At 41.5% G+C, this 15,244-nt stretch carries 15 protein-coding genes; 4 read left to right on the forward strand and 11 right to left on the reverse strand.

Features of this window, described 5'->3' with window-relative positions:
• Positions 1–7: 7 nt before the first annotated feature.
• The 3 genes from B5Y40_RS03525 to B5Y40_RS03535 all read right to left on the reverse strand — a co-directional run bounded on the left by B5Y40_RS03525 (position 8) and on the right by B5Y40_RS03535 (position 8,265).
• Positions 8–5,035: a rhoptry family protein gene (locus tag B5Y40_RS03525; RefSeq protein WP_079685317.1), complete on the reverse strand. Its 5,028-nt coding sequence runs from the start codon at positions 5,033–5,035 to the stop codon at positions 8–10.
• Between the two features lie 309 nt (positions 5,036–5,344).
• Positions 5,345–6,925 (reverse strand): argonaute/piwi family protein, encoded by a 1,581-nt coding sequence (locus tag B5Y40_RS03530; protein WP_079685318.1) that lies wholly within the window; start codon positions 6,923–6,925, stop codon positions 5,345–5,347.
• Positions 6,922–8,265 carry a DUF4365 domain-containing protein gene (locus B5Y40_RS03535; RefSeq protein WP_079685319.1) on the reverse strand — a complete coding sequence of 448 codons (1,344 nt, stop codon included), beginning with the start codon at positions 8,263–8,265 and terminating at the stop codon, positions 6,922–6,924. Before B5Y40_RS03535 ends, B5Y40_RS03530 begins: the two co-directional genes overlap by 4 nt.
• 270 nt (positions 8,266–8,535) lie before the next feature.
• Here B5Y40_RS03535 and B5Y40_RS30085 point away from each other — a divergent pair, with 270 nt between their 5' ends.
• Together B5Y40_RS30085 and B5Y40_RS03545 are read left to right on the forward strand one after the other, a co-directional pair.
• Positions 8,536–8,700, forward strand: a complete 165-nt coding sequence (locus B5Y40_RS30085; protein WP_394333185.1) for an NAD(P)-binding domain-containing protein — start codon at positions 8,536–8,538, stop codon at positions 8,698–8,700.
• A gap of 10 nt (positions 8,701–8,710) precedes the next feature.
• A complete protein-coding gene (locus tag B5Y40_RS03545) occupies positions 8,711–8,950 on the forward strand; it encodes an NAD(P)-binding domain-containing protein (RefSeq protein ID WP_079685321.1) in 240 nt (79 codons plus the stop codon).
• A 131-nt stretch (positions 8,951–9,081) separates the two neighbouring features.
• Here B5Y40_RS03545 and B5Y40_RS03550 read toward each other — a convergent pair whose 3' ends face one another.
• From B5Y40_RS03550 to B5Y40_RS03580, 7 genes are all read right to left on the reverse strand, one after another.
• Entirely contained in the window at positions 9,082–10,251 is a 1,170-nt protein-coding gene (locus B5Y40_RS03550; protein WP_079685322.1) for a relaxase/mobilization nuclease domain-containing protein, read from the reverse strand.
• A complete protein-coding gene (locus tag B5Y40_RS03555; protein WP_079685323.1) occupies positions 10,226–10,582 on the reverse strand; it encodes a plasmid mobilization protein in 357 nt (118 codons plus the stop codon). The genes B5Y40_RS03550 and B5Y40_RS03555 overlap by 26 nt, the downstream gene beginning before the upstream one ends.
• 202 nt (positions 10,583–10,784) lie before the next feature.
• Positions 10,785–11,105 carry a hypothetical protein gene (locus B5Y40_RS03560; RefSeq protein WP_079685324.1) on the reverse strand — a complete coding sequence of 107 codons (321 nt, stop codon included), beginning with the start codon at positions 11,103–11,105 and terminating at the stop codon, positions 10,785–10,787.
• Positions 11,106–11,107: 2 nt separating this feature from the next.
• Positions 11,108–11,629 (reverse strand): hypothetical protein, encoded by a 522-nt coding sequence (locus B5Y40_RS03565; protein ID WP_143785589.1) that lies wholly within the window; start codon positions 11,627–11,629, stop codon positions 11,108–11,110.
• A 4-nt stretch (positions 11,630–11,633) separates the two neighbouring features.
• Positions 11,634–12,320 carry a P-loop NTPase family protein gene (locus B5Y40_RS03570; RefSeq protein WP_079685326.1) on the reverse strand — a complete coding sequence of 229 codons (687 nt, stop codon included), beginning with the start codon at positions 12,318–12,320 and terminating at the stop codon, positions 11,634–11,636.
• Between the two features lie 36 nt (positions 12,321–12,356).
• Positions 12,357–13,265 carry a toprim domain-containing protein gene (locus tag B5Y40_RS03575; RefSeq protein ID WP_079685327.1) on the reverse strand — a complete coding sequence of 303 codons (909 nt, stop codon included), beginning with the start codon at positions 13,263–13,265 and terminating at the stop codon, positions 12,357–12,359.
• The gene (locus tag B5Y40_RS03580; RefSeq protein ID WP_079685328.1) at positions 13,252–13,566 is read right to left on the reverse strand and encodes a hypothetical protein; all 315 of its coding nucleotides are present in this window, start codon (positions 13,564–13,566) and stop codon (positions 13,252–13,254) included. The genes B5Y40_RS03575 and B5Y40_RS03580 overlap by 14 nt, the downstream gene beginning before the upstream one ends.
• Before the next feature lie 365 nt (positions 13,567–13,931).
• On the opposite strand from B5Y40_RS03580, the gene B5Y40_RS30090 reads away from it, so the two are divergent.
• Entirely contained in the window at positions 13,932–14,126 is a 195-nt protein-coding gene (locus B5Y40_RS30090) for a sigma factor (RefSeq protein WP_079685329.1), read from the forward strand.
• Positions 14,123–14,350, forward strand: a complete 228-nt coding sequence (locus B5Y40_RS03590) for a hypothetical protein (RefSeq protein WP_079685330.1) — start codon at positions 14,123–14,125, stop codon at positions 14,348–14,350. The genes B5Y40_RS30090 and B5Y40_RS03590 overlap by 4 nt, the downstream gene beginning before the upstream one ends.
• 178 nt (positions 14,351–14,528) lie before the next feature.
• Here B5Y40_RS03590 and B5Y40_RS03595 read toward each other — a convergent pair whose 3' ends face one another.
• Positions 14,529–15,170: a hypothetical protein gene (locus B5Y40_RS03595; RefSeq protein ID WP_079685331.1), complete on the reverse strand. Its 642-nt coding sequence runs from the start codon at positions 15,168–15,170 to the stop codon at positions 14,529–14,531.
• Positions 15,171–15,244 lie beyond the last annotated feature (74 nt).

A 15,244-nucleotide genomic window follows, 5' to 3' on the forward strand; every position in this document is an offset into this window, starting at 1 on the left:
TTGAGGTTTATTGGTGGAGGTCAAAGGTGCAGCAATATTCTTCCCATAGCTTGGGCGAGAAGGTTGTAGCAAATGAATTGCTCTTTTCTTGTTCTACTTCTGTCGTTGATTTGACTGGATCATCGTCTTCGATGATTAAATACTCAGCGGGTTCGTCCTTGGTCGATGCATAAGGGCTTTCTGAATTGATCTGCAAGATTGAAGCTTGGCTGTCTTGCGGTGGCGCCACACCTTTTGCGCCCATGATTTGCTTACTGAAACTAATGCCGAAAGATGTTCTGAAGAAACCGATCTTGATAGAGTACGTAAGTGAAGCAGACCCGTACAAAGCAGCCTGACCATCTACACGGCGATAGGTCATCGCTAACTCGACAGTCAGGTAAATTGAGATGAAACCGAAAACAGTTACGCCCCCCTGGCAGATAACATAACCGACTAGCGTAAGATCACCCGAGCGTTCATAGATCAAGCGAATACCTGCGAAGAGAAATACATATCCCGAAGCTATACCTAAGTTTATCCCGATGTAGCCACCGAATTCGATGGCAGCATCTATTTTCTCTAAGCTATGCGGAGAAGCCGTCATCGTGAAATGCCCGCGTCCGCCGAATATGCCAGCGGAAATTAGAAACTTATTATTAGCACGATTTATTCCGACGTCGAACAGCATTGCTTTGACTGACGTCGCATTGGCATACGGGATTCTAACAGCGACATCAAACGACATATTTGTAAAATTGAAAGCGGGCGAGGATATTCCGGGAATTGGAAAAGCATACCCTACTTCGAGCTGATTGAATGACGGAAGAATTCTAAGCCCACTCCCTGGCATTTTGATTTTTTCGGCTAGCGCTGCAAAAAAATCTAAGGGTCCCCCGAAGGAGACGCTATCGATCTTAACATTTACCTTTTTAGGATTGGACGGATTCGACTTGATCTCAAATTCTTTAAACTTTATTGACAGGATGGGCTCCGACGCCAGTTTTATTGCCAAGCGAAAAGCAGTCAGTTTTACGAACGACTCATACGATCGGTCTTTAATGTTTTTATTCAAATAAACCTGGAGTTGGGTTGCTGTGTCGGTGGTGAAAGCGAATAATCCAAAGTCCTTACTTTTAAGCTTCTTTGTTATAAAATTATAGGTGATGGCATCTTTGGAGGGTGAGAGTCTTGGTAATTCGAAATCCAATCCGAGAATGTCTTTGAGGGTTATGCTTCCGAAAAGTTTTGCCTCAAGCGATTTAAAATATGTTTCTGGACTAAATGAACGGATGTCGTTCCATTGCTCCTTAGCCTGCTGCCCAATTAGTACCAAGTCGTCAACTAATGGCAGGGATCGTACCTTATCTTTGTATGTTTTAAGTTTGTCACGATATTCCTTCTCCAGTTCTTCCGCTTTTTCTCTGGCCAAATGTTCGACATTCTTCAATGCGTCGCGAGCCTGCTTAACATCATTTTTAATTTGTTCGAGTCCACGCATAGCATCTTTCAGAGCATCCTTTGCGTCCGGGGGGATGAGTTCGTCGGCAATTTTCTTGGGATCGCGTAAGTAGGATAGCAACTCAGTAGGCAACTCCGGGTTTATTATCCCACCCAGCTCTTCGGAGATGTTTCTTATTTTGCCCTCGATTTTCGCTCTCGATGAATCTTTGATTTCAGCGAATACTCGAGATACATTCTTTTTAGTTTCGAGCTTGTAAAGATCGACCTGGTTAGTCACATAATCCTTTGCATAGTTAATTCCTACCGCTACTTCTTCGTTGACAAGTTTGCAGACAGCCGGAATGTATACGGAGGCTTGCTTAAGTTCTGGGATACTTGCATACTGATGAAAAAAATCAATAACCTTCTTTTGCAATTCGATGCCACCTACTATAATGGGAATCGATTTTTCTTTTAAGACGCCACTCAAGACTATGAAATCGGTTTCCAAGGCCGACAATTCCTCGTTAATGAAGTCGTCGACCTCGTCATCAATTTGATTGATCGCATAACCGATCTTGGATCGATAAGTAAGGATTGCATTCTTGATGTTGAGTGCATTTTCATTGATGGCAGTGTCGACGGAGGTGACAAAGTTTAACACATTATCATAAGCTTCACGGAGATTGGGCGGCATTTCAACTGTGACGAATGGTCTCACGAATCCAAAGGATGCGTCTAAAAAACTGTTTACAATTTTTGCGCGGAGCAGTTCAAGTTCGTCGACAAAAATTTTGGCCATTGGATTTTGGAAATAGGGATTGAACTTTTGAACGATTTCGTCCAGTTCAATTTTGATTTCATTGTATCCAATGCTAAGTGACGTTCCTTCCTCCAGAAAAGATTTCAATTTTACTATGAATGCGGGATCCATTAGTTCTTTTTTTGGATCAGCAATCTTGGCGCGTAGGATTCTGCATTTGCTCAATATACACTCGCTAGTTTCCTGAAATTCTTCTAGCAACTTATAGTAAAGGGCGAGGGAGGCCTGAGCACCTTGGGCAATTTGACCGCGCAGATCGCGAAGTGAAATCTCTATTTTTGAAAGATCCGACCGGATTTGGGTTTCAGCCGCTAAAAAATTGTCGTATTTGGATTTTATTTCTGACTGCCACTGCGTTGGCAGAGCAGCTCGCGAGGAGATTGAATTAAGACTTTCGGTGAATTTCTTAAGCTCTGTTGGAGTCAAAAGTAATTCAAGCGCACTTTTTTGAGTTTCTAATTCAGCTGCTGTTTCAGTTTTATATATGTTATCGATTTCCGTTAGCAGTAGTTGCGCTCCTCCTTGCATATAATTGTTTATGGCTTCAGCGGTTGCCGCCGTCGAAATGCGTCGCGAAATAGCTGTCAAGCGAGTTAGAATTGGCTCGAGATTGGTCAACGCCTGATTGATTGCTTTCTTTACAACAACTGGAACGTTCCTGGGGAACTTAGACACTTCTGTTCGGACATCTGAAATGTCGGTCGTCAGTTTTTCTTTTGCCTGCTTGTACTCTAGATTGAATCGTAGTAAATCATTGAAGGTTCCCTTAATGGTTGTATTCAGCTTTGTTTCAAGATCCGCTTTCTGCGACTCAAGGTTCCGAATTCCATCGTCGGCGTTTCCACTTTCTTGTGTGACATATTTTTTGAATTCGTCCTTATGCTGTTCGAGCAGCTTCAAAAATTTATCCTGCGCTGATGTGAAGATGTTTTCGAATTCGACCAAGTTGCTGAAAAGTTTTTCCTGGAGTTGACTTACCCCTCGCAAGCAAACGTCTTTCAAGCTCTTGAGCTGTTCGCTCATGGTGTATTTGAATTTGTCTGCCTCCGACAAATTGGTTACTAACACAAGTGTCTCGTTGAAGCTCGAGTTGATCTTACCGATTACTTTTTCATAGTCATCGGTTCCGCTGTCAAAGAATTTATTAATGATTTCTATATCCAGCTCGCCTGGGGCCAGAGCAACATTAGGGTTGGGAAATCTTTGTTCAATACCGCAGGTAATGGCTTGAATTGATTTTCTGACTTTGTGCTTCTGTTCGTGCCAATCGGTTACCTCGAACTGGAAGGTAAGTGGTGTTTCATTGTTGGTTTGTCGGTCCAAAAAGTGCGGATAGAAAACGCCCTCCCACTCGCAGTCTATCTTGACGATATTAGCATTTGCATTTGTGCCACCCGGTGGCGTTTCATAGAAGCAATTGTCTAGTGGGATAATCCGCTTGGGGTCGGTTTCTAGAAAACGGACCTTTCGAAATGGCCCATTGAACTTCGAAGTTTCTAAGGAGTCGACGTGATGTTGATAGTCCTTTTCAATCTCAAGTGGCATAACGTATTCTCTATAATCGAGAAAAGACAATCCGTCGGTTGTTCTACGTTTCGTCGTCTTGATTAAAAGCATTTTTAATCCTGTCTCTTTTTCAAGGATTACCCTGCTTACTTCGACTTCTTCATCGCGGCCAAAAGAGATAAGGTGTTTATATGTATAAAGGTCTATCTTTTGACTATCTGGTAGCTGACTAGTGCCATTGACTTTTGTATTCTTGAAATCTAGAAATGTCGATATACCTAAAGAAGAGAATGCTAATTTGTCTGCGCGTGCCAACAATTTATGTGTGATGTAGAGGGATACAAGATGCTGCCTGTTCTTGGCTGTGGGCAAAAAATGAGAAAGGGCACCGACTTCTGGAGAATAATGCGGGTGATCAGGTGAGCCAATAAACATCACGTCCATTTTCTGAAAGACTTCGTCCAAGTCGGTTTCGGCTTGGTTTTCCCCGCTAACTGGCGGCGATTTCTTTTTTGTTTTTATTTCAGGTAGAGGAACAATTGTAAGGGTAGCTAACCATAGTTCGGTGTGATTATTTTTTGCAAGAGTATTGGAGAATTCCCAATTGAAACGAAATCTATTTTGGTCGGGCAGTCGCGGGCTAATCACAAGGCGCCAGGGCGCTTCGATGGCAGTGATTGGATCGCCATCCATTTTTGGAACGTAGTCAGGATTGTAGCCATGTTCGTAGGTTGGGATGTAGCCCATGGGATACGAATTCTCTAGGAAGTGTTCGCCTTCCTTAGGTTGAATTCGGTTGGCGAAAATTGACTCGTCGAATTTGGGTTTGATCACCAGTTGGAATTTGGAGCTGTTCCAGTTCAATAGCTCTTTTTCATTCAGATCAATCGTTACTTCGTTCTTCTCGTAGAACATGACGCGAAAGACCAGATAACTATAACCCGCTATAAATGTTTGCGCTGTCCATGTTGGTATTGGCTGAACATCACTCGTATTGACGCTTTGTTCCGCGATATGTTGTTGGGGAAGTTTTACAATCATGTAAGGCTCCGGTTGGTCGTAGGTTGCAACCAAAGAATTTCCTGCCTTTTTAAAATTGACAAAGTAGAAGTCAAGGTTCAAAAGACTTCGCCAAAGCGTCAGTCTATACCCGTACTTGACAAAAACATGAGTCAGGGGCGGAGGAACATTAAGGATTTGGGATAGTGCATTAATCACGGGTGCAAGGCCGAGGGTTGTTAGCGAAGATTTTTTGATAAAATCTCTCCTTGAAAGGGGCTTCATTATAAAGGGGAAGTTGATAACAGTTTAGATAGGCCTTGCTAATTCGATCCCACATTAAACACATCCTCGTATTGCGCGAGCAGAGACCACGGAAGCAATTCTAGTTGCTTCGGTTCATACCATTAAACACAGCAAAGCCCATCTACTCGTTGCGTTTGACCGCAAAAAGAATAGATGGGCTCTATGAAATAAATATAAAAATCTATTTGGTATTTTCCAACAGGGAGGAGCGATTTCAATGCTTCCTTCCTCTTGCAACCTGTTTGACTTGAGCGGGTAATTAGTTTCGTTGGACAATATCCATTTTTGTTACATATAAAAATAGTATTTTGAGGGTGGCTCGAAATCATCGGGGAGATATTGAATGATTTCGCCGACTTTCTGAGAAAAGCGCAACGTGATCGGTAGGCTGTCGTAATAATTGCAGTTATTGAAATTCATTTTAGTCAACGCAAGAATTTCTTTACATACATTACGCAACGTAGATTCACCTTCGAAAATTTGGATCGATTTTCCAAGCGGCATATGGACACCAGGAAATGTTTCAAAATGAGGTATATACCCAGTGGTAAACAAGACACCCTCTGTAGCATCAATTTCAAACAATGTTCCGCGCGCAACAGGGTATTTTCCAGTTGTTCTGAATAGCTTGATCTCAGAATTTTTAATGGTGACCAAATCGATCTCAACTTCTTCACCTAAGGCAGACCTGATACCATCTTTAATACCCTCTACTTCCGCATAATCCTTGTTGATCGTTGAGTTCCAAAAGTCAGTAGTCTTGTGAACAACCACCCGTCTTGGTTTAAGCCCTCGATTTTGTTTGACATATGTCTCAATAACGGATTTTATTAAATCACGCGCATAGTCATGATTCAAATGGGGTGCCCGCACCTTCATTTGATTGGTATCCCAGACAAATTGTTTCCCAACGAAAATCAGGCCTTTTCCTTCTCTGTTAAAAGCTTGTGTGATACTTGATCGTTTTAAATTTTCGGTATCGGATAGCACACTATGAAAACTAATGCCAACAAAACAAGTATCCTTATCAATGTCGGTTAAAGCCCATGGAATAGAATCAGTTTTATAATATTGTGCAGTCGTGAAATTCCAGGCGATCATGGACATATCCTGGAGTTTTTTTTTCTGCGTTAAAGTGTCCTCTAAGATTAACTGCACCGGAATATCACCGCCAAGAGTGAGTAGCGTTGCCTTTAGCTTTCTTCGAAAATTGATACTGTATTTGCCTGCGCTGACCGAATGAATTTTCTTAAGGTTTGAGGGAATAATAATTAGGCAAATATCGGGCTTCGTATTTAGGTTTTCCAAATGCTTTGAAAACATCATAGAGTACAGATTGATTACCTCGTTGGACTTCTCGAGAAGGGTTAATGTTTTTGACGCTAAGATTCCGTCAATCAGCTCTTGTTTGATTTCAACATTATTTAACTGGTCATTTAAAAATTCGGATTGGAATCGTGATTGCTTGTTGAATCCAATGAAGTCAGGGTTCAACCTTTTATTAATGGTGAACTCAGCTGCAATGGCCTCTTGGGCTGGGTAATCTTCAAATAAATCGGCAATTTTTGCCAGGTCAGCGTCATTATCTGACCCATCGAGACTTACCACTTCGCCGTCTTCAATCGTTGCTTCATTGGCATCGGTGCTTGATTCACCTGACGCCTCAATAAACTCAGACAACTTACCAAGCCAGTCTTGCAGGGATTCAATATTTCGTTTACTTCCAATAATGGAGACTCGAACTTCGGACCGATGAGTTTGATTTGTCGTGGAATAGAACCCGCCGATTGAAATACCTTTCTTGGGGTCATCGCATATGAAATTATCACCAAACTCAAGTTTTGGTTCGGGTAGAAGCTCAAATTTCATGGAAATAAGTTTTGTTGGTTGCTCCCATCATAGTTGCTTTCAGGTTCATCGAGCTTTTTATTGTCTAATGGGATTCCAAAGTTAACCGTGAATGATTCATACTTCATCAACTCAATTTCTGAACCAGTGTAGATGCTAAGGACAATTTTGTTTGTTCCTCCAGACAAAAAGGAGAAAATAAAATGCACATGGTTATACACTTGCTGAGTCATTTCGCGAATTGTGAGGTAATTAGTCAACTTTGTGATTGCCTCCTTATCTTCAAGAGGGTTTTTCGCATCGGAAGTAAAAAGATACTGTGGATTAATAATTAGGTAGACGGCATCATCTGTAAAAAGCGGTTTTGTCTCAAATGCAAAGTGTCGGTAAAATTTGTATGGTCCATATTCACGGTACGCAACTACTGTACGATGAGTGTCCCGACGTCTTGCGCGTCCGTCATAATACTCTGTTCGCTCTTTGAAGCTAGTATTGGCTAAGCCGAAATAGTAACGTTGATACTGACGATTGAAGAATATCTTCTTTTCGAAACATAATTGCCTAAATTCCAAATTAAGCAGTTCACTAACGAGACGCCTTTCGTCAACATCTTTAATCAATGATTTAACAGCCAATGGTCTCTTTGACTCATAATGTACAGCCTGGTCTTTAAAATTTGGATACATAGCTGATACGTCATAAAAAGTGTAAACCTTATTTCCTTTTAACAATAATACTGGGCGTTCTCGTGGAGGGATTGTATCAAATATCTCCTTCACTGATTTCAATTTTGGTTCGTATTGATATACGTATTTAGGCAGCTTGCCGAACTTAAATAAGTTACTGCTAAGGGTCTCTTTTATATCGAATCGAAGACGTTGTTTAAATCCGGCCGAAAACCGTTCTAAAAACTTGTATTCGCCTTTGACCAATAAATTATCCTTCTTGCTTATTTCTATTGGAATACTCTTTATATAATACCCTTCATCGATGGGTTCAATTTTTTTGGCATAAAGCAACTCATTGCGGTCATCGTAAATTACTAAAATCACATCGAGTCGATGCTTTCTCCAATACTCTACGTCTTCGTTCCTCGCCCGAAATTCAAATGAATCTTCAGTTTCCTTATGGATGTAACTTCCTTTTAGCGTGGACTTTATTTGAATCTTCAATATCTCTCCCGTTGCTTCTAATTTCCCATCGCTTCTTATGCTGGTTAGCTCAACTTCTCCGTCTACTCCGAAATCATTAACCGTCTCAGGTTTCCAAAGAATATGCGGGTTGTGGTGAGCGCAGTAAGTATGAAATGCCGCGACTCCTTTATCGCCGGTGGTGTGAGTTTGATTTACGATTTTAGACATCAGATTTGGTTAACGGTCAAAAATTCGGGCGGAACGTTATCCCACGACTTGTACGAAGTTAAGGGTTTTCGATCGCTTTTCCTCTCCAAAGGAAACCAGTATACATTTGGAAAGCACCTCAAAATGTATACTGTAATGGCGTATTTTGTAATCATTCCCGGGTGACGTCACAAGCGCATTAGCCTGATCGACAGTAAAGGGCGAGAGGACTAATTTAAATAGGGAGAAGAAATGACTAACATTTAAGAAAATGAAAAAGACAATTGGATCATTGGAGCCGGTAACATTGGCAAAGCGGTAGCAAGTCATCTTTTGAAGAGCGGCTTCCCGGTAAAGCTTAGTAACAGTAAAGACCCTAGTTCATTGAAGGAAACGATCGGGCAATTAGGAGACGGGGTGAAAGCAGCCAGCAAAGAAAGAAATTGTAAAAGCTGACATAATATTGTTGGCATTGCCCTTCAGCCAAGTTAGTGCGCTTTCAAAAATCACAAACTGGAATGTCAAGGTGGTCATCGATGCTACTAACCATTTTACCGCTGATTTCAATCTCATAGATACAGGTGGCAAGGCGTCAAGCGAGATTGTTCAAGATCACCTTCTTGGGGCACGTCTGTTCAAGGCGTTCAATACGCTTTATTCTAAAATACTTGCCGAAGATCCAAATGCCCATCCGGATTTTGATTAGGTTCTGTCAAGGCAGCAGCGCGAGGCATCGGCGCCTGCGCTGTTTATATACCCTTGACGGGTTCTAATCAAAATTTATCTTGCATGGTGAGGGTAACAGGTACAGGATTAGATGTAGCTTATAGTGGAGGTCTAATACCCGCGCTTGCGCTTCTTACGTCTTCGTCTTCCGTGATAGCTATCCGTAGATATTCCAGCGTTGCCATTATTGCTATGCTCTGAGCTAATGTTTGTAGAATTGATCAATCCGTTCCAGATCGTTTCTTTTAATCCTTCTGCTATGTCATTTGATTTGTGATCGTTTGCATGTGTGATTTTATATACTTGCCCGAGTGTGAGCTGTCTATTTGTAGATTTTGTTGTAGCAGACAATGGTGGTGCATTAATTGAAGGTGGTACTGCCAATTGCCCGGTTAGATTAATTTCAGTAGTGCTCTTTGAAGTTGCCTCCCCCGAAGTATATTCTGATTTTCGTTGTGTGTCGTTATTCTTAAAAGGAAGACTCCTTGTCCGAGCATTTGCTTGCATTATACTTTCACGATCTCTTTCCAAATCGTAATTGATACTATTTTTTAAACTTGACCATTTATAGTCATTACCTAAACTTCCGCCTTTGAATAGCATGCCTTGATAGCCAAAAGATATACCACTGATATAACCCGTGGTAGCCTGGTTAAACAGAACGTTAATTCCGCGTTTTTCGAGAGCTACTATAAATTGATCGGTCGTAAGTTTCTGCTTGAGGATGTCTTTTAATTGAACCTGTAATTTTGCTTTTACGGAAGGCACTTTCGTACGTTTCATCATTTCTAATTCATCATGAGTGACTGCTCGCTCCTTGGTATATTTACTGGAAGGCACTTGGCGAAGTCCATGCTTCACCTCGAGCTGGCGAAGGATCTGCTCTGCTTTTGCATAATCATTGCTATCCGATACTACACTTCCGTCAAAGCCAATTCGATTGACTAACAGATGTATATGCGGGTGCTCCGCATCATGATGTCGAAAAAGTATATACTGATGTTGGGTGAATCCGCTTTCATGCAAAAAGTCTTTTGCAATCGCTGTTAATTTCTGGTCTGAAAGATTCTCGTCAGGAGGGAAGTTTAGCGAAGTGTGATAAAAGTATCTACTTAAACCGGGGCGTAGCATACGCACCAGGAATATTTCTTTCATTATGGCATTTTCCTCGACACTACTAAAATTCGTATCGAGCACTTTAGCTCCCTTCGTCCGCACTTTCTCCAGGTTATACAGGAGCGCTCCCCGAAAGCTTTTACCCTTCACCAGATCCGCGGTCATGGACAAGAATTTTAATGGTATACTTTAGCAGATCTGAAAGCTCTTGGACTACCGGCCGGAGCTCAGACGGGAATTCATTACTATTGAATTTATGGGCAACCTGGTTAACGTTTATACCGATGCGTTGTAACTCCCTGAATATAGCGGCATCGAGTGGCGATGCTTTGGCTTGCGGAAATTTACCGGTGAATATTTTATAGCGTATCCAGTTGGCAGGTGAAAGCCCGGCACTCTGGGCAAATGTATTCACCTGATCATACTCATTTTGCGTGAGCCGGATGTTTACCTGAACAACACGTTTCTTATCTTCACTTAATGCTGGTCGTGCCATAGAACTATATATTTATACTATAAAGAAGCAAACGAAGTGATCACGGTTTTACTTCCCCAAAGGGGCAAGCCGTTTTCAGCGTAGCGAAAACATTGCTTGCTCCGTACAGGCAAGCTCGTAGGGAACTGTTGACGTAAGCTGTACTTACTGGTGTTTTGTTTTACCACACTTGAACGTGGTTGACGATCCTTTACAATGTTGTTCATTTCTTTGGCGGAAGGTTGATCATGATTGGACTTGATTGACCTTCTTTTAACTCATGCGCGTCCTTGAATGCTGAGGCCGGGTTTGTGCCACTCATTGAAAGTTTTGGGTGCTTCTTTTTATATCTTGACATCGCCCGTGCGAGGCTGAAGTAACTCAGCTTTATAGGTGAGCCCTCCTTTTCCAAGTCCTCCTCAATTAGGGTCAATGCCATCGTTTTGCTTAAGTAGAAAATCTGGGAAGCGTAAAATTCTACCAGTACGTTGTAGGCACCGCGTCTCTTCTCATTCAAAAATCGTATGATGAGTTTCTTTTCCATCGTTAATCTCGCCCCAGAAATATCCGAATGGTCTTTTTGTCGATTCTCACATACTCACGAAAATGCTGGACTGAATCACCGCGCGCCTCAGATAAATCGATGAAGTAAGAACCGTCACGATTCCTTTTAGCATGAGCTGCCATTTGACTGAGATTGTCATGTGTGTTGATTATGGTTTGAGCCCGGTCAACATCACTGAAAATTGACCAGTACCATATCCCAATGGAAATTGCTACCATGATCAACCCACCACATAGTATCCACTTCATTGCAATCGCCAGTTGAAACTTCCAGGCTTCGCCTTCACGATTGAAGTGAAATACTTTCGGTCTTATCCGCGATGTAGCTTCGTCAATTCGCTGCGCGATCATTCTATTGGTTTCATTGCACTGCTGCATCTCTCTGTGGATGATGTAAATCGCTGGCAGCACCGGATCGGTGGTGTTAAACTGGAAGCCGTACTGTTTTAACAGCGATGCACAGTACGTTCTTAACTCAAGCCTTTCCTTATCGGTCATCGTCATAGTCTTACAGCTTTAATTCTCTGATGGACTCATTGAAATACACCGATATGAATGGACTGACGTTTGACAAGCCTTGTCCATCCTTCAATACATTCTCGATATTTCGCATTGCTCTTTCACTTTTGTCCTCTGCCAGATCAAAAGGAATAAGTGTGAGTTTATTCCTTTCGACATATTGTATTAGCGATTCTTGCTGGGTGGGAGAACACGGATACATACCATTATGAGCAACTGTTATTTCGATTGTCGCGTGAGTTGATTCGACCAGTTCAACCAGGTAAGACATGGTGGCGTTGAAAATATTAGCGCCTCCGATCACGCAGACAAGCTGAATGTGGATGTAATTATCATGCAGCAATTTCAGGGTTGCCTCCAGGCGATTAAGGACAAAGAACTTGGGTAACTGCTCGGATACACTTGCTCCCAGATCCGCTATGAATAGTTCGCGATCTGCTGTGGCAATACTTTGAAATAACTCCATGAATATGCCCCGGTCAATCCGTTTTGTTGTGGGATCAAGAAATGGGACCATGGTAGGATTTCGATAAGCAAGTTGCTTGGAACTTGTAGTAGTGGCGTCATCCAGGTCAAGGACGATTGCTTCTGGATATTTTTCAGCAAGCATGAACGCAAGCAAGGATTTACCAGAGCCTCCTTTAGCTTGAGTGATAAAATAAACTTTCTTTTTCATAAGATTTGATTTTTTGTGAGTTTTCGATTTTGCGTTCTACCTTCTCATTCTCTTGGACTTCATCTGGGGTATTTGATCTTCCTTTAATTTCTGCATGGCAATCAGGTACTCGTTCAAATCCTTGAAGTCGTTGTACAATAGTGAGGCATCATAAAAGTGAATACCGCTCAGGTGGTGCTTTGCCTCTTTCGCGGCAAGGTCATTGTCCAAAAAGATATTGACGGTCTTATAAGATTGAAGGAGCGGTATGCTGCGACCCAGAAGACTTAGAGAGTTCAGGATTAAGAAGTCATTCCCGTGAATCAAGTCCCGTGTTTCCTTATGGTCAAGTTGCATCAGGGATAGAAAATCAATGAAACCTTCCAGTACGGAAATGCTACAAGAGTTATTATTAATGAGGGAAATGTCTTTTGGTGATGACGAGCCTTTGAACCAACTATTACGGAGTTCATAAGCGTTGGATTGATTGGGAAATCCTATTGCCTTATACCCACGTTCGCCAATCCGGAAATCTACTTCCTTGCAATACGTTCTTACCAGGTTTTTTGAAATTCCCCGAGTTCGCAGATAGTAAAGTAGATCGGGACTGCTAATTTCATTCACTGCTAAAACTTCCAATCTGTTTTCCGGCTTATGTGTATTGGGTTGGCGATGAAAGGAGAAATCATAGTTCTCGGCTGATAGCTTTTCAAGAAATTCAGATAGTGTGCATTGATTGAGTTTTGCTCCGAGATCGAGGATAGTTCCTCCTTCACCGGTGCCGTGATCGTACCACACATTTCGTTTCCTATTGACTTTAAAGGAAGGCGTACGCTCATCACGAAATGGTGAATGATACCAATGGTCATCACCTCGTACTTTGGCAGCATCAAATCCCAACCCTGCCAGGTAGTCAACGATAGCAATTTGCTTTGCCTGCGTGAATGATAATTTATGGTTCATCATTAGTCGCGTTTAATCCGTCATCAAGAATCTCAACTTCACTTGCTTTAAAAGGATGATAGGAAGGGTTGTATTTCAGATAACCGAATGACTGCAATTCTTTCATGGTTTTATGATATGTGGCTCTTGATCGTATGCGCGATGCGTTCATGAGCAAGCGTCTCGTAATCCTATACGACCGTTGAAATTTGCTCGCAATCCAGCCGTGACACAACGCAATGAATAATGAAATATGAACCGGTTTAAGTCTTGTGTCCAAGACAATGCGTTCGATGAAGTGAGTAAGTTTTTCGTACCTGTCCATTTTTACTTTTTGAAATATTTTGGCATAGCAATTTCATTCTGCCTGATCATGACAGACCGACAAAAGGATTTTCAATGTGCAACACCGTAAAATCAGATGTTCACAATTCTGTCAGAATACTGATTACTTTTTTAGGCAAGGTTGAAAAGACAGAGATCAAAAATTCACAAGCGGTTACCCACTTGGTGAAGAAAAAAAATGGAACTGCCTTGAGAAGGATTGCCTAGATTTCTAAGCGTTGGATTAGTACGTTATACAGAGCGGAATTATTTGTGCTGAAATGATCAGAGAAATTTTCAGAGCCATTTATTTTGATTGCATTTTCCTGCTAGTGCAGTTAATGCATATGGAACTGATGGCGCGTTTTGATCGAGGGCAGTGAGGCGGCTTTCCAGACCATCTATAGTCGATATGCTACTAAGTTATATAGTTACGCCCGGAAGAATATACCACTGAAAGAAGACTGTGAACAAATCGTTCAGGAGGTTTTCGTTTCGATTTGGGCACGGCGTGAAAAATTGACCAATGTTACCGCAGTGGAGTCATACCTTTTAGAATGATAAAGTATAAAGTCATTCGGTATTTCCAGCACTCTCTTGTAAAAAGAAAATACGAAGAGCACTATAAGTTATTTGAAGATATATACGATAGTATAGAGGGCTTTGAAAACGAACCAAGCCTGTTTCAAAAAATCATTGATAAAGGCCTCGCAGGTTTGCCAGAGAGAATTGGCATGGCTATGAAACTTCGAATCTTTCCAACGAGGACATTGCCCAAAAAATGAACATCAAGAAAATCGTGGTTGATAAATATATAGGTATAGCGAAGAAGCACCTGCGAACATCTTATGACGACTTTATTTAGTAACGACCTGGCCTCTCGTTATCAAAACAAAGGTCGGGCACTTCCCTTTTGGATTGCAACCTTTAACCTTACCTAGCCTGTGCCGGCATAGATGAGAGCTACTCACAATCGACATTTTCTAGATTCGGATAATGTGTATAACACCAACTGAAAGGCAGATTTCCTACATAGAAGCATTGCTTTTGAATGGATTCCAATTCGAGTTGATCTTTCTTTCTAGACAATTGCTCTGCTTCGATTGTCAACACACCTTTGCTCACATTAAACTTCTCGGTTCTTACTCGAGTAGCGCGTTTCAAAGGAATCTGTTCAACCTTATTAGTAATCGGTAAATGGATATTTGCATTCATTGAAAATACATAATGATTCAATGTTGATCCCCGTAATATAGAACAGCTTTGTAATACAGGATCGGTTCCTTCAATTCCCAGCGCAGGATCAGCACCGGATGCTGGATTCTTGACATACCCGAGAGACAGCACTATACCATTCCCCGAAACAATCTCGTATCGTAAATTATCCACCAAGCCATCATTGAACGAAATTAGCTTAACCCATCCCAGTTCATTCTGAGTGTATAAATCTTCTCGTCTTAAATCTTTATTATAAAAATAAGTAATCTTCTTTTTCTGTTCGTTGATGGAGTCGATTTGGATATAGGGATATTTCAGGTCGTTATACAAAATTTCATCTTTTCCCTTGAGTGTAAAAAGATTAATGTCCCTAAAAAACGTGGGCATATTGCTTTGTGATTGGCAGCTCGTTTCCGCCAACAAAGGAAGTATAAAAAACACTAGGAAAATCCTATTAAACA

Source organism: Ohtaekwangia koreensis (genome assembly GCF_900167975.1).
Taxonomy (GTDB): domain Bacteria; phylum Bacteroidota; class Bacteroidia; order Cytophagales; family Cyclobacteriaceae; genus Ohtaekwangia; species Ohtaekwangia koreensis.